General features: G+C 73.1%; 16 protein-coding genes. 9 read left to right on the top strand and 7 right to left on the bottom strand.

Annotation, left to right across the window (positions count from 1 at the left end):
* Positions 1 to 22 precede the first annotated feature (22 nt).
* The 3 genes from ACFYMO_RS01995 to ACFYMO_RS01985 form a co-directional block, all read right to left on the bottom strand.
* Positions 23 to 1237, bottom strand: a complete 1215-nt coding sequence (locus ACFYMO_RS01995; RefSeq protein WP_366770764.1) for an acetyl-CoA C-acetyltransferase — start codon at positions 1235 to 1237, stop codon at positions 23 to 25.
* Between the two features lie 69 nt (positions 1238 to 1306).
* Positions 1307 to 2449, bottom strand: coding sequence for an acyl-CoA dehydrogenase family protein (locus ACFYMO_RS01990; protein WP_388543773.1), 1143 nt, complete (start codon positions 2447 to 2449; stop codon positions 1307 to 1309).
* 11 nt (positions 2450 to 2460) lie between these two features.
* The gene (locus ACFYMO_RS01985; protein WP_388543540.1) at positions 2461 to 3630 is read right to left on the bottom strand and encodes a CaiB/BaiF CoA transferase family protein; all 1170 of its coding nucleotides are present in this window, start codon (positions 3628 to 3630) and stop codon (positions 2461 to 2463) included.
* A gap of 273 nt (positions 3631 to 3903) precedes the next feature.
* Between ACFYMO_RS01985 and ACFYMO_RS01980 the strand changes: the two genes are divergently transcribed.
* The 4 genes from ACFYMO_RS01980 to ACFYMO_RS01965 all read left to right on the top strand — a co-directional run bounded on the left by ACFYMO_RS01980 (position 3904) and on the right by ACFYMO_RS01965 (position 7476).
* Entirely contained in the window at positions 3904 to 4449 is a 546-nt protein-coding gene (locus ACFYMO_RS01980; RefSeq protein ID WP_366770766.1) for a DUF1203 domain-containing protein, read from the top strand.
* A 252-nt stretch (positions 4450 to 4701) separates the two neighbouring features.
* Positions 4702 to 5595, top strand: a complete 894-nt coding sequence (locus ACFYMO_RS01975) for a sugar isomerase (RefSeq protein ID WP_366770767.1) — start codon at positions 4702 to 4704, stop codon at positions 5593 to 5595.
* Between the two features lie 218 nt (positions 5596 to 5813).
* Complete coding sequence (locus tag ACFYMO_RS01970) at positions 5814 to 6686, top strand: class II fructose-bisphosphate aldolase (RefSeq protein ID WP_366770768.1); 873 nt, start codon at positions 5814 to 5816, stop codon at positions 6684 to 6686.
* Positions 6673 to 7476: a DeoR/GlpR family DNA-binding transcription regulator gene (locus ACFYMO_RS01965; RefSeq protein ID WP_366770769.1), complete on the top strand. Its 804-nt coding sequence runs from the start codon at positions 6673 to 6675 to the stop codon at positions 7474 to 7476. The genes ACFYMO_RS01970 and ACFYMO_RS01965 overlap by 14 nt, the downstream gene beginning before the upstream one ends.
* A 101-nt stretch (positions 7477 to 7577) precedes the next feature.
* On the opposite strand, the gene ACFYMO_RS01960 is transcribed toward ACFYMO_RS01965, so the two are convergent.
* Both ACFYMO_RS01960 and ACFYMO_RS01955 read right to left on the bottom strand, forming a co-directional pair.
* Positions 7578 to 7796, bottom strand: a complete 219-nt coding sequence (locus ACFYMO_RS01960) for a hypothetical protein (protein WP_366770770.1) — start codon at positions 7794 to 7796, stop codon at positions 7578 to 7580.
* Positions 7790 to 8005 carry a hypothetical protein gene (locus ACFYMO_RS01955; protein WP_366770771.1) on the bottom strand — a complete coding sequence of 72 codons (216 nt, stop codon included), beginning with the start codon at positions 8003 to 8005 and terminating at the stop codon, positions 7790 to 7792. The genes ACFYMO_RS01960 and ACFYMO_RS01955 overlap by 7 nt, the downstream gene beginning before the upstream one ends.
* Before the next feature lie 733 nt (positions 8006 to 8738).
* Here ACFYMO_RS01955 and ACFYMO_RS01950 point away from each other — a divergent pair.
* The gene (locus ACFYMO_RS01950) at positions 8739 to 10439 is read left to right on the top strand and encodes a CoA transferase (RefSeq protein ID WP_388543537.1); all 1701 of its coding nucleotides are present in this window, start codon (positions 8739 to 8741) and stop codon (positions 10437 to 10439) included.
* A gap of 141 nt (positions 10440 to 10580) precedes the next feature.
* On the opposite strand, the gene ACFYMO_RS01945 is transcribed toward ACFYMO_RS01950, so the two are convergent.
* Together ACFYMO_RS01945 and ACFYMO_RS01940 are read right to left on the bottom strand one after the other, a co-directional pair.
* Positions 10581 to 11057 carry a hypothetical protein gene (locus ACFYMO_RS01945; protein WP_366770773.1) on the bottom strand — a complete coding sequence of 159 codons (477 nt, stop codon included), beginning with the start codon at positions 11055 to 11057 and terminating at the stop codon, positions 10581 to 10583.
* A gap of 72 nt (positions 11058 to 11129) precedes the next feature.
* A complete protein-coding gene (locus tag ACFYMO_RS01940) occupies positions 11130 to 11699 on the bottom strand; it encodes a glycoside hydrolase family 25 protein (protein ID WP_366770774.1) in 570 nt (189 codons plus the stop codon).
* Positions 11700 to 11981: 282 nt separating this feature from the next.
* Here ACFYMO_RS01940 and ACFYMO_RS01935 point away from each other — a divergent pair, with 282 nt between their 5' ends.
* From ACFYMO_RS01935 to ACFYMO_RS01920, 4 genes are read left to right on the top strand one after another with little or no spacing between them, the layout of a single operon-like run.
* Positions 11982 to 12407 (top strand): OsmC family protein, encoded by a 426-nt coding sequence (locus tag ACFYMO_RS01935; RefSeq protein WP_366770775.1) that lies wholly within the window; start codon positions 11982 to 11984, stop codon positions 12405 to 12407.
* A gap of 53 nt (positions 12408 to 12460) precedes the next feature.
* Complete coding sequence (locus ACFYMO_RS01930; RefSeq protein ID WP_366770776.1) at positions 12461 to 13366, top strand: DNA-formamidopyrimidine glycosylase family protein; 906 nt, start codon at positions 12461 to 12463, stop codon at positions 13364 to 13366.
* Between the two features lie 54 nt (positions 13367 to 13420).
* Positions 13421 to 14671 carry a saccharopine dehydrogenase NADP-binding domain-containing protein gene (locus ACFYMO_RS01925; RefSeq protein ID WP_366770777.1) on the top strand — a complete coding sequence of 417 codons (1251 nt, stop codon included), beginning with the start codon at positions 13421 to 13423 and terminating at the stop codon, positions 14669 to 14671.
* Between the two features lie 18 nt (positions 14672 to 14689).
* On the top strand, positions 14690 to 15112 hold the full coding sequence (locus ACFYMO_RS01920) for a VOC family protein (RefSeq protein WP_366770778.1): 423 nt from the start codon (positions 14690 to 14692) through the stop codon (positions 15110 to 15112).
* The last annotated feature ends 87 nt before the right edge of the window (positions 15113 to 15199 follow it).

The following is a 15199-nucleotide window of genomic DNA, read 5'->3' as shown; positions in this document are numbered from 1 at the left end:
GGCGGACGGGCGGCGGTCGCGGCTACAGCCGCTCGACCACGGTGGCGACCCCCATTCCGCCTCCCACGCACAGCGTCACCAGCCCGTAGCGCTGGTCCGTGCGCTCCAGTTCGTCGATGCACGTCCCGAGCAGCATCGCGCCGGTGGCCCCCAGCGGGTGCCCCATGGCGATGGCGCCACCGTTGACGTTCACCTTCTCCAGCGGGAACCCCATGTCCTTGGCGAACCGCAGCACCACTGCGGCGAACGCCTCGTTCATCTCGGCGACGGCGATGTCCTCCACCGTCAGTCCGGCTTTGGCCAGGGCCTTGCGGCACGCCGGGGCGGGTCCCGTCAGCATGATGGTGGGGTCGGCTCCGGAGACGGCGGCCGAGACGATCCGGGCCCGGGGGCGCAGCCCGTAGCGCTCTCCCACCTCCTGGTTGCCGACCGCGACCAGGGCCGAACCGTCCACCATGCCGGAGGAGTTGCCCGCGTGGTGCACGTGGTCGATCCGTTCCACCGCGCGGTACTTCTGCAGCGCGACGGCGTCGAACCCGCCCATCTCCCCGATGGCCGCGAACGACGGCTTGAGGCCCGCGAGGGTGTCGGCGGTGGTGCCGGGACGGATGTGCTCGTCATGGTCGAGGACGGTGATCCCGTTGCGGTCCCGCACCGGTACCACCGAGCGCGCGAACCGGCCGTCCTTCCAGGCGTGCGCGGCCAGTTCCTGGGAGCGGGCAGCGTACTCGTCCACGTCCCGGCGACTGAAGCCCTCCAGGGTGGCGATCAGGTCAGCGCCGATGCCCTGGGGCACGAAACCGGTCTCGAAACTGGTCAGCGGGTCGTTGAACCAGGCGCCGCCGTCCGATCCCATCTTCACCCGGGACATGGACTCCACCCCGCCCGCCAGGACGAGGTCCTCCCAGCCGGAGCGGACCTTGGCGGCAGCCATGTTGACCGCTTCCAGACCGGAGGCGCAGAAGCGGTTCTCCTGGACGCCGGCGACGGTGTCGGGCAGGCCTGCCGCGATGGCGGCGATCTTGGCGATGTCCGAACCCTGGTCGCCGACCGGGCTGACCACGCCGAGCACGATGTCGTCGACCGCCTGCGGGTCCAGGTCGGGCATGCGGCGGCGCAGTTCGTCGATCAGGCCGACCACCAGGTCGACCGGCTTGGTGCCGTGCAGGGCACCGTCGGCCTTGCCGCGGCCGCGCGGGGTGCGGATTGCCTCGTACACGAACGCTTCTGAACTCACGAGGGGTGCCTTTCGTACGGGGGCGGAGAGGAGCCGCGCGGAGGTGGCCGGGCGGGTCCGGCGCGGATGTCAGTTCAGCAGCGACCGTCCGATGATCTCCTTCATGATCTCGGTGGTCCCGCCGTAGATGGTCTGGATGCGGCCGTCGGTGAAGGCCTTGGCCACCGGGTACTCGGTCATGTACCCGTAACCGCCGTGCAGTTGCAGACAGCGGTCGGCGGCGCGCTTCTGCAGCTCGGTGGCCCACCACTTCGCCATGGAGGCGTGCACCGCGTCCAGCCGGCCCGCGGCGTGGTCCTCGATGCAGCGGTCCAGGAAGGCCCGGGTGACGGCGCACTCGGTGGCCAGCTCGGCGATCTCGAAGCGGATGTGCTGCAGCTTGGCAAGCGGCCGGCCGAACGCGGTGCGCTCCTTGACGTACGCGGTGGTGAGCTCCAGCAGATGCTCCGCGGCGGCGATGCCCGCGACGGCGATGGCCATCCGCTCCTGCGCCAGATTGGTCATCAGGTGCAGGAAGGCGCCGTTGAGCTCCCCGAGCAGGTTCTCCTTGGGGACGCGCACATCGGTGAAGAACAGCTCGGCGGTGTCCTGCGCCTTCTGGCCGATCTTGTCCAGGTTGCGGCCCCGCTCGAAGCCCTCCGCGCCGCGCTCGACGACGAGCAGGCTCAGGCCGTGCGCGCCGCCCTCGGGCGTGGTCCGGGCCACGACGACGACCAGGTCGGCGAGGATGCCGTTGGAGATGAACGTCTTCGAGCCGTTCAGCAGCCAGTGGTCGCCCCGGTCCTGGGCCGTGGTGCGGATGCCCTGCAGATCGGAGCCCGCGCCGGGCTCGGTCATGGCGATGGCGGTGATGGTCTCGCCGGTGCAGAAGCCGGGCAGCCAGCGGCGCTTCTGCTCCGGGGTCGCCAGCCCGGTGAGGTAGGGGCCGACGATGTCGTTGTGCAGCCCGACCGCCAGGCCGGGCGCGCCCGCACGGGTGAACTCCTCGGCGAGCACCGCGGCGTAGCGGAAATCCGGCTCTCCCCCGCCGCCGTACTCCTCGGGCACCGCGAGTCCGAGCAGCCCCTGCCGGCCGGCGGCCCGCCACACCTCCCGGGAGACGACCCCGTCCCGCTCCCACTGCGCGTAGTGCGGCGTCACCTCCTTGGTCAGGAAGGTGCGTACGGTCCGCCGGAACGCTTCGTGGTCCGCGGTGAAGATCTGCCGCTGCATCTGCTGCTGCTTCATGCGTCTCCTCCACCCGCCGCGGCGGGTGCGGTCAGGGCCGGGACGCCCCAGTCGCGGGCCACTTGCGCGGTGTGCGCACCGGGCCGGGCGGGCGCGGAGGTGACGCGGGTGGGTGTCGCGGAGAACCGGGGGGCGGGCGCGGGCTGGGCGATGCCGGAGTGCTCCAGATAGGTGCCCCGGGCGGCCAGGTGCGGATGGGACGGTGCCTCGGTCAGCGAGAGCACCGGCGCCACACAGGCGTCGCTGTCCTCGAAGACCTCCGTCCACTCCGCTCGGGTGCGGGAGGCGAACCGGGCGGCGATCAGCTCCCGCAGTTCGTCCCACGCGGCGGGGTCGGCACGGGGCGGTGCCTCCTCGGCGATTCCGAGGAGGCGGGTGAACTCCGCGTAGAACGCGGGCTCCAGCGCTCCGACGGCCATGAAGCCGCCGTCGGCGGTGGCATAGGTGCCGTAGAAGGGGCAGCCGCCGTCCAGCAGGTTCGCGGCGCGGCGGTCCTGCCAGCCGCCTGCGGCGAGCAGGCCCTGGATCATGGCCGTGAGGTGGCTGGTTCCGTCCACGATCGCCGCGTCCACCACCTGCCCGGCGCCCTGCGGTCCGCGCGCGTGGTGCAGCGCGGCCAGGACGCCGACGACGAGGTAGAGGGAGCCTCCCGCGTAGTCGCCCAGCAGGTTGGCGGGCGCGACCGGCGGCCCCTCGGCCGGCCCGGTCATCCCGAGGGCTCCGGTGACGGCGATGTAGCCGAGGTCGTGCCCGGCCCGCGCGGCCAGCGGCCCGTCCTGTCCCCAGCCGGTCATCCGGCCGTAGACCAGGCGCGGGTTGCGGGCGAGACAGACGTCCGGGCCGACACCGAGGCGTTCGGCGACTCCGGGCCGGAACCCCTCCACGAGCACGTCGGCGCGCTCGATCAGGGAGAGCGCGGCGGCGACTCCGGCCTGCTGTTTGAGGTCCAGCAGCACGGAGCGCTTGTTGCGGTTGGTGACGTCGTACTCGGGCGCGACCCCGAGGGCACCGCCCCCAGGCCGGTCCACGCGGACGACATCGGCCCCGAGGTCGGCCAGCGTCATGGCGGCGAAGGGCCCCGGCCCGATCCCGGCGAGCTCGACCACCCGCACTCCGGCCAGCGGGCCCCGGCCGGCGGCTCGCTCGCGTTCCTCCGCTGCTGCCATCGAGCCCCCAGCACTGTGACACAACTGATGTAACACCGATGATGCTATGGACCGCACCGGCAATCCACAAGCCCCGCCGGGCCACTCGGCCACCCGGAACCGTGGCGCCGGACCGCCGCTCGGCGCTCCGGTGTTCGGCAGCCCGGCGGCAGCCGGCCCCTCGGTCACCGGGCCCACGTTCCGGCGGACCCCTCGCGCGACGCGCGGGCACCGGCCGAGCACCACGGCCGAAACCCGCCAGCGGCCGCGCACACGCGCCCGCAGCCTGGACACATGGACACCACAACAGGCCACGCACGAACGGACCGCACGGAGTACGAGGTCCGGGCGATCCCGCCCGGCACGCTGCAGGAACTGCGCACACGCGACGACGCGGGCGCTCCGCCGCGCACGGTGGTGGACGAGGAGGGCGGCAGCCCGCTCCGCTGCTGCCTGGAGCGGAGCAGGCCGGGCGAGACCCTCGCGCTCGTCTCCTACGCACCGCTGCGCCGCTGGGCACGCGAGACGAACGCCGACCCGGGCGCGTACGACGAGGTCGGGCCGGTCTTCATCCATCCGCACGACTGCGGCGGCTGGGCGGGCGCCCCGGACGGCGGCTTCCCGGAAGCCATGCACGGCGAACGGCGCACGCTGCGGGCCTACTCGGCGCAGGGGCGCATCCTCGGCGGCCTCCTGCTCGACCGCACCCGCGAGGGAACGCCGACCGTGGAGAAAGGACTGGAACAACTGTACGCCGACCCGCGGGTGGCGGCGGTACACGTGCGCGCGGTCGAGTTCGGCTGCTTCCAGGTGGAGACGCGGAGGTGCGGCACGGAGTGAGCGGCGGGGAGCCGGACCGGCGCCGCCGGCGGACGCTCCGGCATTCCACGCTCGCGGGCCCCATGCAGCCTCGCCCGGCCTCGGCGGGAGCACCCGGATCCCGGCTTCCGCCCTCGCGGAGGGCTCGGCCGGTCACCCGGGAGTGGGATGGACAGCCAGGCGGACACTGCGTAAAGTTGCAGAAAAGTAAGAGGTTTCACGCAGCTTCACGCATCGGCCGGGAGGGATCCGGGCCAGGAGGGGGTCCCGCTCATGGGCGAGTCGGCATACATGGAGCAGGAACTGCGCAGCCAGCCGGAAACCTGGCGGGCAGCGGCGAAGATCGGCGCCGGCAGCACCCCCCTTCCGGCCGCGGGCGCCCGGGTCGCGGTGATCGGCTGCGGAACCTCGTGGTTCATGGCGCAGTCCTACGCTTCGCTGCGTGAGGCGGCCGGCCTAGGGGTGACGGACGCCTTCGCCGCCTCCGAGGCTTTCCTCGGTGCGGCCCGGGGGTACGACGCGGTGGTCGCGCTCACCCGCTCCGGCACCACGACGGAAGTGCTGCGCGTGCTGGAAGCGGTGCGCGGCCGGATCCCCACCGTGACGGTGCTGGGCGACCCGGACACCCCGGCGACGGCGCTGTCGGACGAGACGGTCGCACTGCCGTTCGCGGACGAGAGGTCCGTGGTGCAGACCCGCTTCGCCACCTCGGCGCTTACGCTGCTGCGGGCCCATCTGGGCGAGGACCTGGCGGGGCCCGTCGCCGACGCCGAGGAGGCACTCGACTGCCCGGTGGAGCAGGAGTGGCTGGATGCCGAGCAGTTCACCTTCCTCGGCCGGGGCTGGACCTTCGGGCTGGCCAACGAGGCGGCCCTCAAGATGCGGGAGGCGTCCCAGAGCTGGACGGAGTCCTACCCCGCCATGGAATACCGGCACGGGCCGATAGCCATCGCCGCGCCCGGACGGATCACCTGGCTCTTCGGCCAGGCGCCGGAAGGGCTGGAGAGCGAAGTACGCGCGACGGGTGCCCGGTTCGTGTGCCACGGCCGGGATCCGCTCGCGGACCTGGTCCTCGTCCACCGCGTCGCGCTGGAACGGGCCCGGGTACGAGGCCTCGACCCGGACAACCCGCGCAGCCTCTCCCGCTCGGTGATGCTGGAGAGCTGATCGGCGGCCCCCGGTGACCGGACGGCAGACGGCCCCGGCACCCGTCGCCGAGTCTCCGGCGCCCGTACCGCCCCGGCTTCCGTGCCGACCCGCTCGCGGCCGGGGCGGACGAGTCCCGCTTCGGCCGCACGGCGGTACCGCACACCCGGTCGCACCTCGGCCCGCGCGGGCCGCCGACGAGTCCCCCCAGCCCGCTCCACCCGCACCAGGAGTCCCCGATGCCTCTCGTTCCCACCGCCTCGATCCTCGCCGCCGCCCGGGCGGCGGGTACCGGTGCGGCCGCGTTCAACGTCATCCACCTGGAGACCGCCGAAGCGCTGGTGGCCGCTGCCGACGAGACCGGCTTGCCGCTCATCCTGCAGATCAGTGAGAACTGTGTGCGCTACCACGGCAGCCTGCTGCCGATCACCCGTGCCGCTCTCGCGCTCGCCGAGGCCGCACGGACCGATGTCTCGGTCCATCTGGATCACATCACCGACCCGGATCTGATCCGCCAGGGCGTCGAAGCCGGAGTCGGCTCGGTGATGATCGACGCCTCCACCCTGCCGTACGCCCAGAACGTGGCGACGACCGCGCGGCTGACCTCCTGGTGCCACGAGCGGGACGTGTTCGTCGAGGCAGAGCTGGGCGAGGTGGGCGGCAAGGACGGAGTGCACGCGCCGGGGGTGCGGACCGACCCCGAGGAGGCGCTGGCGTTCGTCGCGGCCACCGGAGTGGATGCACTGGCGGTCGCGGTGGGCTCCTCCCACGCCATGAGGCAACGCACCGCGAAGCTGGATCTGGAATTGATCGCCCGCCTCAGGGAGAAGCTGGCGGTGCCGCTGGTGCTGCACGGTTCCTCGGGCGTTCCCGACGAAGAGCTGCGGGCGGCCATCGGCGCGGGGATGACCAAGATCAATATATCGACGCATCTCGTCTCGGTCTTCACCCGGCGCGTGCGTAAGGTACTGGAGGCCGACCCCGCGCTCATCGACTCACGCAAGTACGTAGCCCCGGCGCGGGAGGCGGTCCGGAGCGAGGCGGCACGGCTTCTGCACGTACTGGGCGACATGGGGCGGATGAAGGAGAAGACGTCAGGTGAAGCGCCATGAGCGGATGAACGCGCTGCTCGAACTGCTGGGTGAGCGCGGCAGCATGGAGGTCGAGGAGGCCGCCAGCACGCTGGAGGTCTCCGCGGCGACAATGCGGCGCGACATGGACGCACTGGCCGAGCAGCAGTTGCTCACCCGCACCAGGGGCGGCGCGGTGCTCAGCGCGGTCACCTACGACCTGCCGATCCGCTACAAGCGCGGACACCATGTGGGGACGAAGCAGTCGCTGGCCCGGGCCGCCGCCACGATGGTGGAGCGCGGCGACGTCGTCGGGCTGAGCGGCGGTACGACGACCACGGAGATCGCCCGCGCCCTGGCCACCCGCCCCGACCTGGCCGAGTCGGGCCCGCAGCAGCACCTGACGATCGTCACGAACGCCCTGAACATCGCCTATGAGCTGGCAGTGCGGCCGCAGATCAAGACCGTCCTGACGGGGGGTGTGGCGCACTCCCGCACTTTCGAGCTGACCGGCCCCTACAGCGAACTGGTACTGGACGAACTCCGGGTCGACATCGCCTTCATCGGCGCCAACGGCATGGATCCCACGGAGGGGGCCACCGTGCACGACGAGTCGGAGGGGCGCATCAACGGCCTGATGGCCCGCCGCGCGGAGCGGGCCGTGGTGGTCACGGACTCTTCGAAGGTCGGCGTGCGCTGCTTCGCCAGGATCGGCGGCCCCGGCCTCTTCCACACGTTCCTCACCGACAGGGGGATCCCGGACTCCGCGCGCCGCGAGTTCGAGGAGCGGGGGCTGCGCACGGTGGTGGCGGAGCCGGATCCGGAGGACTGACGAGGGAGGGGTGATCCGGTCGGATCGGTCCAGGCGATGGCCAAAGGGGCCAGATGCCCCAGGACCCGAGGACCCGGGGGCGGTCTGCACCGCCGTTTCACCTACCGCTCCGTGGAGAGGCCAACGGAAGTACAGCTCCTACGGGCAGGGGTGAAATACGCGCTCGCCGCCGGGAGGAACATCAGGATCACCGCGGTGAGAACCGCCAGTACATGAAGGGTGCGGCTCACGGCGAAGGCGAGGTCCAGCGCGCCGACGTCGGAGAGCAGCGCTCCGACCGACGCTCCGTCGGCGAGGCGCCGGAGGGGCTCGGTCACCATCGACGTCCGATGCCCAGACCGAGAGCGAGGGCGAGGCGGGCCCAGCCGAATCCGCGGCGCATGCGTAGGGCGCACCACCATGCGGAGGTGAAGACGGTCAGCCGGATGGTGAGACCCACTCCGATCTCGCCTGCCGAACCCGAACCGTCGGCGGCCATCCCGCCGACGGCGAGCACCGTCTCGAATGCCCCGGCCGCCACCGCGATCATTCACAGTGCGAAGGCACGCCGGACGGGTGCGGGCGCCGGAGCCGGTGACGCCGGGTCGGGCGGGAGGAGAGTGCTGGGCACGGCGGTGGAGATGCTCGGCGAGTTCATCGGGGCTGCCTCTCTGAGTGCGTCCGGGTCGGCCGCGAGCGGTGGGGCGGCGGCCCTGGGCGGTGCTCCGCTTCTGGAGCACAAGCGATACGCCAACTCCCGGAGCACAAAGGCACGCCGACTACCCCGTGCGGCACCGTGCACCCGGCACCACCCTGCCGAGGGTGGTGGGTCGCCCCGGGCGGCGGCGGTCCCGCTGACCAGCTGAGCTCCGCCCCGCATCCGCCCCGCGTCCGCGGGGCGATCCTGTCATCCGGCTGGCCGCCACCGGGCCGCCGCTCACAGTCGCCACAGGACGGCCCCCACCAGCAGCACAGCCCCGTACCCGCCTCATCGTCCCCACCCATCTCTGCTCCGGTGCTGTTCGACTGACGCCGGAGGACCGCCCTTCCGCGCGGCCCCTCCGGTCGAGCCGTCCGAGGGCCCGGGAACGGAGGCGTATGCCTGCGCCGGACTCCCGGTTCGACCAGTCCCACCCCTCCGGTCGGTCCGACCATCCGAATATCAACCGCCGTAACGCGAACCCGCCTCCGCCCTGCCGTCACCCGCTCTCGCCACCCTGAGTGCCAAAATGTTTGTTATGGATCAGTTTTCTGCGGCTGGTAGGCCACCAGAGGCTCGGGATGTGGCCGCCCGTGACTCCGTCGGTACGGCGAAGTTCGACACCGAGTTCGTTCCCGGCGAGTTCGAGCGCGACGGCACGTCCGGCGGCGCTGCCCGTTCCACCGGGCCGGCGGCGGCCACCGCCGAGGACGACCTCCGGGGGCCCGAGGGCTCGGCCGCCGCCGGACGCGCCGTCCCCCAGTCGGGTACGGCACAGGCCTGGGCTGCGCTCGGCGGGGATCCGGCGCTGCTGGCCCGCGCCACCCGCGAACGCCGCCCGGGCCTGCTGCCGTCCGCGCTGCCCGTCCAGGAACTCGCCTCCGCCGCGGTGACGGCCTGCTCGCTGGCGGCGGCCGAGTTCTCGTGCGTACGCGCCCGCAGCGCGCTGCTGCCCCCCGTCCGGGTGGACGACGGCGCCGTGGCCACCGCCTTCCGGAGCGACCGGCTGGTGCGGATCGACGGGCGGGCGCCGGTCACTTTCGCGCCGCTGTCCCGCTTCTGGCGCACCGCGGACGGCTGGGTGCGCACCCACGCCAACTACCCCCACCACCGCGCCCGGCTGCTGTCGGCGCTGGGCATGCCGGACCACGGCCCGGCGGAGGACGAGGCGGCGGCGGGCCGGATCGCCACCGAGCTGGCGGGACGTCAGGCCCGGGATGTGGAGGAGGCGGTGTACGGCGAGGGAGGCGTGGCCGTCGCCGCCCGCACCCCCGAGGAGTGGGCGGCCCATCCACAGCGCGCGGCGGTCGCCCCCGCCCCGCTGGTCGCCCTCAGCAGGCTGGACGGGGCACCGACGCTGCCGCTGGAGGGGCCGCCGGGCCCGGGAGGACTGCGCGGCCTGCGCGTGCTGGATCTCACCCGCGTGCTGGCGGGGCCGGTCGCCACCCGCACACTCGCGCTGCTCGGCGCGGACGTGCTGCGGATCGACGCGCCGGAACGGCCGGAGTTCCTGGACACCCATGCGGACACCGACCTGGGCAAGCGCTCGACGCTGCTGGACCTCTCCAGCCGGGCCGGGCAGGGCGTCTTCGAGGAGTTGCTGGCGTCGGCGCATGTGGTGGTGACCGGGTACCGGCCGGGTGCGCTGGACCGGTTCGGGCTGGCCCCCGAGTCCCTGATGGACCGTCGGCCGGGCCTCGTGGTGGGCCAGCTCAGCGCGTGGGGCACGGCCGGACCGTGGCAGCGCAGGCGCGGCTTCGACAGCCTGGTGCAGGCCGCGACCGGCATCGGCTTCCTGGAGGCGGCGGGTGCCGCAGGCCGGACGGACGCGGGGACCGGTTCGGCGGATCTGGCACCCGGCGCGCTGCCCACCCAGGCGCTCGACCACGGCACCGGCTACCTGCTGGCCGCGGGGCTGCTCCGGGCCCTCACCGAGCAGCGCACCGGCGCCGCCGGGTCCCGGCTGGTACGGCTCTCCCTTGCCCGTACCGCGCACTGGCTGATGCACGACCTGCCCGCGGACCCGGGCGGCGCGGCGCGCGAGGCATCGGGGGCGGTAGGGGCGGCGCCCGACGATTCGCCCTGGCTGACGACGGCGGACAGTCCGCTGGGGCGGTTGCGCTACGCGCTCTCTCCGGTCGGCTTCGGCCCGGCGGACTCCACCGGGCCCGCGGCGCCAGGCTCCGGGGACGGGGCGGACGCGCTCGACGCCGCGCACAGCCCCCGTGACTGGGCCCGGGTGACCGGCCAGGTGGGCGGTGATCCAGCAGCATGGCTGTCCTGAAGACGACCGCAGGGCTGCGCTGAGATCGGCGGTACGGCTGTTCCGGTATCCGCCGCACCACCGCGGCTGCGCCGCCCCGCCATACCGTCCGTCACCGTGCGAGCCGCTCGGGCCGCGCGCGGCAGCGGGCCGGAGGGCGGGTCAGGCAGTGCCGGAGGCGCCGAGCAGCCACTCGCCGAACACGACCAGGGCGAAGCCGAGTCCGAGAACCGCCGTGGCCACCCGGGTACGGCCACGGCGGCTGAGCACGATGGCGGTGCCGGAGAGGATCAGCGCCAGGCCGTAGAAGCCGACGGTGAGCACCGAGGGCGCCGAACGCAGCCGGACCACGAGTGCGACGGCCACCGCGAGCATGACGACAGCCGAGAGGGCTATACGTATGCGTCGCGCCTGGCGCGGCGTCAGCGCCGGCCGTTCCACCGTGGCTCCCTCCGGCTCTCCGGACTCGCGGGCCTCCGGTTGCCCCTCCCGCCGCGCCGCGCCTTCCGGACCGCCGGGTGCGGACCCGGGATCGGCATCCGCGGGGTCGCGCCCGTCGGCGCGATCGGGGTCGTCGGCGGGGGCTCGGTCTTCGGTGCGGACGTGGGCTGCGGAGGAGGGGGAATTGGCTTCCGACATGCACGGGAGCGTATCCCTCCCGGCCACCGGGTGGGACCCTCGGCCCGGGGCCGTGCCCGCCGCGCGGGTACCTCACTGCTCGTCCGGTGTGCCCTTCGTGCCGCCCGCCCAGGCGCGCAGCGCGTCGCGGCAGTCGAACTCGCCGAGGTTGGTGTCGATCGGGTCGCTGGTGTACTGGTGGAAGCGCCAGCGGTGTTTGACGCCGGGTGCGCCCGGCTTGCCGTTGTAGTGCGCGATCCACAGTCCGTCGCCCGCGAACGAGGTCTTGTCGCGGTTCAGCCAGAAGTCGACGTTGCAGTACAGCAAGACCTTGTGGCCGGACGCCTTGTCCTGCACGTACTTGATCCACTCGTCCTTCTCGTCGTTGCCGACAGCGGAGTCCTCCCAGTCGAGCGCCAGCATGTCGCCGGCGTCGAGGTCGATCTTCGAGAGGAAGTAGTCGGCCTGGGCCTTCATGCTGCCCGGCCTGACGAAGTGGTAGAAGCCGGTGACCAGTCCGGCGTCCCGACCGGTGCGGCGTTGCCCGACCCACTTGGGGTTGGTGTAGGACGTCCCCTCGGTGAGCTTGACGAAGACGAACTCGATTCCCCGGGTGCTGTAGTCCTCGGGCTGGTACGAGGCGACATCGATCCCTTTGATCATAACTGTGCGCCACCCACTCTCTTTTCACTCTGCGCACGAGGTTGATTACTCTTCGATACCCGCTGAGCGTCACACCGTACCCCGCGCAGGCCGGCCTCCTGCCGGCAGTCGCCGCACGCGCCCCGGCAATCCCCGCGCCCGGCGCGTCCTGGAGTGCGGCGCGCGTGACAAGGGCGCACGATCGGGTACTGCGACACTTGCCCGCGGGTACGCCGCACGGGCCGCTCCGCGGTCGCGGCATCCCGCCCTGCGCACGGCGAAACGTTACGGAGAGAGAGCACCATGGCCACCACACGTACCGCTCACACCGTCTGGACCGGGAACCTCACCGAGGGATCGGGCACCGTCAGCCTCGACTCCTCCGGTGTCGGCCAGTACCCGGTCTCCTGGGCGTCGCGCGCGGAAGAGCCCGGCGGCAGGACCAGCCCCGAGGAGCTCATCGCCGCCGCGCACTCCAGCTGCTTCTCGATGGCGCTCTCCAACGGCCTCAACAGCGCGGGCACCCCGCCCACCACGCTGACCACGAAGGCCGCCGTCGACTTCCAGCCGGGCACCGGCATCACGGGCATCCATCTGACCGTGCGGGGCGAGGTGCCCGGCATCGATCAGGCCACGTTCGCCGCCGCGGCGGCGGATGCCGCCCGGAACTGTCCCGTCAGCCAGGCGCTGCAGGCCACTCCGATCACCCATGAGGCCGAACTGGTCTGAGTCGCCGGCGGTCCCCGCCCGGCCCGTCACGCCGCCCCCGGAGAGGAGGAACCATGCCGGAGCTGCCCGAAGTCGAGGCGCTGCGGGACTTCCTGGCCGAGCGGCTGACCGGGCGCACCGTCCGGCGCGTGCTGCCGGTCGCGATCAGTGTGCTCAAGACCTACGATCCGCCGCTCGACACGCTGGAGGGCCGGGCCTTCACCGGCGTCGTCCGGCACGGCAAGTTCCTCGACCTGGCGCTGGGCGGGACGCACGGGGAGGGGGGCCGCCCGCCGGACGGGGAGGAACTGCACTTGGTCGTCCATCTCGCCAGGGCCGGATGGCTGCGGTGGCAGGACGCGCTGCCCGCCGCTCCGCCCCGCCCGGGCAAGGGTCCGCTCGCGCTGCGGGTGGTGCTGGCGGGCGAGCCGGCCGAGGGCTTCGACCTGACCGAGGCGGGGACCCACAAGCGGCTCGCCGTGTACCTGGTGCGGGACCCGGACCAGGTGCCGGGAGTCGCACGGCTCGGGCCAGATCCGCTCTGCCCCTCCTTCGACCGCGCGGCGCTCGCCGCTCTGCTCGCCGGGCAGCGGCACCGCGTCAAGGGCCTGCTGCGGGACCAGTCGGTGGTCTCCGGCATCGGGAACGCCTACTCGGACGAGATCCTGCACGCGGCGAAGATGTCGCCGTTCCGGCTCGCCGCCGATCTCTCCGAGGAGGAGGTCGGCTCGCTGCACACGGCGCTGCGGGAGGTCCTCAGCACTGCCGTCGAGCGGGCCCGGGGACTGTCGGCCGCCGAACTGAAGGCGGGCAAGCGGCTCGGGTTGCGGGTGCACGGCCGCGCGGGCGAGCCGTGCCCGGTGTGCGGGGACACGGTGCGCTCGGTCTCCTTCAGCGACTCCGCGCTGGAGTACTGCCCCACCTGCCAGACGGGCGGCAAGCCCCTCGCGGACCGGCGGCTGTCGCGTCTGCTGAAATGAGGGCGGCATCAGCACTACCCGTCGGTAAGGGCTCGCGGGCCCGGAGAGGTTGCTGTGGACGCTGAAGAGACCGGAGCCGCGGCGGAGCAGACCGCCGCACCGGAGCGCCAGGCACGTGAGTTCGACATCGTCCTGTTCGGCGCGACCGGCTTCGTCGGCGAGCTGACCGCGCGGTACCTGGCGGCCAACGCGCCCGGAAACTGCCGCTGGGCCCTGGCCGGGCGCAGCGAGCGGAAGCTGAAGGAACTGCGCGAGCGGCTGGCCGCCGCGTACCCGGGCGCGGCCGAGGTGCCGCTGATCACCGCGGACGCCGACGAGCCGCACGCGGCGGCCGACCTCGCGGCGCGCTCCCGGGTGGTGGCGAGCACGGTCGGGCCCTATCTGCGGTACGGCATCCGCCTGGTGGCCGCGTGTGCCGACGCCGGGACGGACTACCTCGACCTCTCGGGCGAGCCGGAGTTCGTGGACCTGGTGTACCTGCGGCACCACTCCCGGGCGCGCCGGACCGGCGCCCGCCTCGTGCACGCCTGCGGGTTCGACTCGGTACCGCACGACCTGGGGGCCCGCTTCACCGTGCAGCAGCTGCCGGAGGGGGTACCGCTGAGCATCGACGGCTTCGTCCGCTCCAACGCGACTATCTCCGGCGGCACGTTCGCCAGCGCACTGCTGTCCTTCTCCCGCGCCGACCGGATGGCCCGGACCGCCAAGGCCCGCAGGGCCGCCGATCCGCGCCCGGCGGACCGTTCGGTCCGCACGCCCACGGGCCGGGTACGGCACGAGGACGAGCTGGGGCTGTGGGCCGTGCCGCTGCCGACCGTCGACGGGCAGATCGTGGGGCGCTCGGCGGCCGCGCTGGAACGGTACGGCCCGGCGTTCACCTACCGCCACTACGCGGGTGTCCGGCGGCTGCCGGTCGCGCTGGGCGGGATCGCGGGCGCGGGCGGCCTGTTCGCCGCGGCGCAGCTGCCTCCGCTGCGGCGGTTCCTGACCTCCAGGCTGGCCTCGGGAGAGGGGCCGGACGAGCGCCGCCGGGCACGGAGCTGGTTCTCGGTGCGCTTCCTGGGCCGGGGCGGCGGACGCCGGGTGGTCACCGAGGTGGCGGGCGGCGACCCCGGCTACGACGAGACGGCCAAGATGTTCGCGGAGGCGGCGCTCTGCCTCGCCCACGACGATCTGCCGCCCACCTCGGGCCAGGTGACGACCGCCGTCGCGATGGGCGAGGCGCTGACCGCGCGGCTGATCCGCGCCGGAGTGGAGTTCCGGGTCCTGGAGGACTCCGAGGACTCCGCGAACTCATCGCACTGAGCTGCCCGGAGGCTTTCCATGCGAGTCAAGGATTTCGACCATCTCGTGCTCAAGGTGGCGGATGTCGAGCGGGCGCTGGCGTTCTACTGCGGACCGCTGGGCCTGGAACCGGTCCGGGTCGAGGAGTGGCGGGCGGGCGCGGTCCCGTTCCCGTCGGTCCGGGTCAGCCCCGTCACGATCATCGATCTGCTCGACCGGTCCGGCGAGGCCGCCGAGGGCGGTGGGGACGGGACGAACGTCGACCACATCTGTCTGGTCGTCGAGCCGCTGGACTGGCGGACGGTGCTCGACTCGGGCGACTTCCAGGTACTGGAGGGCCCGGTCAGCCGCTTCGGGGCCCGGGGCACGGCGCAGTCGGTCTACGTGCGGGATCCGGACGGCAACACGGTCGAGCTGCGCTGGTATCCGCAGGACGAGGAGGGAGCCGAGGCGAAGGGCTGAACCCGGGGCCCACGGCGGGCCGGGGAACGCGGGCCGGGTCCGTCCTCGGCACCCGGCCCGCGGGCGGGTGCCCGGTCCCACGGCATG

The sequence above is a fragment of the Streptomyces sp. NPDC007025 genome (assembly GCF_042869455.1).
GTDB lineage: Bacteria > Actinomycetota > Actinomycetes > Streptomycetales > Streptomycetaceae > Streptomyces.
This window is presented reverse-complemented; position numbering and strand designations above follow the sequence as displayed.

What these genes read in the sequence shown, in the direction of transcription:
- ACFYMO_RS01990 (WP_388543773.1), bottom strand. Translation starts at nt 2,449, where the DNA reads ATGCAGCGGCAGATCTTCACCGCGGACCACGAAGCGTTCCGGCGGACC.
- ACFYMO_RS01985 (WP_388543540.1), bottom strand. Translation starts at nt 3,630, where the DNA reads ATGGCAGCAGCGGAGGAACGCGAGCGAGCCGCCGGCCGGGGCCCGCTG.
- ACFYMO_RS01980 (WP_366770766.1), top strand. Translation starts at nt 3,904, where the DNA reads ATGGACACCACAACAGGCCACGCACGAACGGACCGCACGGAGTACGAG.
- ACFYMO_RS01975 (WP_366770767.1), top strand. Translation starts at nt 4,702, where the DNA reads ATGGGCGAGTCGGCATACATGGAGCAGGAACTGCGCAGCCAGCCGGAA.
- ACFYMO_RS01970 (WP_366770768.1), top strand. Translation starts at nt 5,814, where the DNA reads ATGCCTCTCGTTCCCACCGCCTCGATCCTCGCCGCCGCCCGGGCGGCG.
- ACFYMO_RS01960 (WP_366770770.1), bottom strand. Translation starts at nt 7,796, where the DNA reads ATGGTGACCGAGCCCCTCCGGCGCCTCGCCGACGGAGCGTCGGTCGGA.
- ACFYMO_RS01955 (WP_366770771.1), bottom strand. Translation starts at nt 8,005, where the DNA reads ATGATCGCGGTGGCGGCCGGGGCATTCGAGACGGTGCTCGCCGTCGGC.
- ACFYMO_RS01945 (WP_366770773.1), bottom strand. Translation starts at nt 11,057, where the DNA reads ATGTCGGAAGCCAATTCCCCCTCCTCCGCAGCCCACGTCCGCACCGAA.
- ACFYMO_RS01940 (WP_366770774.1), bottom strand. Translation starts at nt 11,699, where the DNA reads ATGATCAAAGGGATCGATGTCGCCTCGTACCAGCCCGAGGACTACAGC.
- ACFYMO_RS01935 (WP_366770775.1), top strand. Translation starts at nt 11,982, where the DNA reads ATGGCCACCACACGTACCGCTCACACCGTCTGGACCGGGAACCTCACC.
- ACFYMO_RS01930 (WP_366770776.1), top strand. Translation starts at nt 12,461, where the DNA reads ATGCCGGAGCTGCCCGAAGTCGAGGCGCTGCGGGACTTCCTGGCCGAG.
- ACFYMO_RS01920 (WP_366770778.1), top strand. Translation starts at nt 14,690, where the DNA reads ATGCGAGTCAAGGATTTCGACCATCTCGTGCTCAAGGTGGCGGATGTC.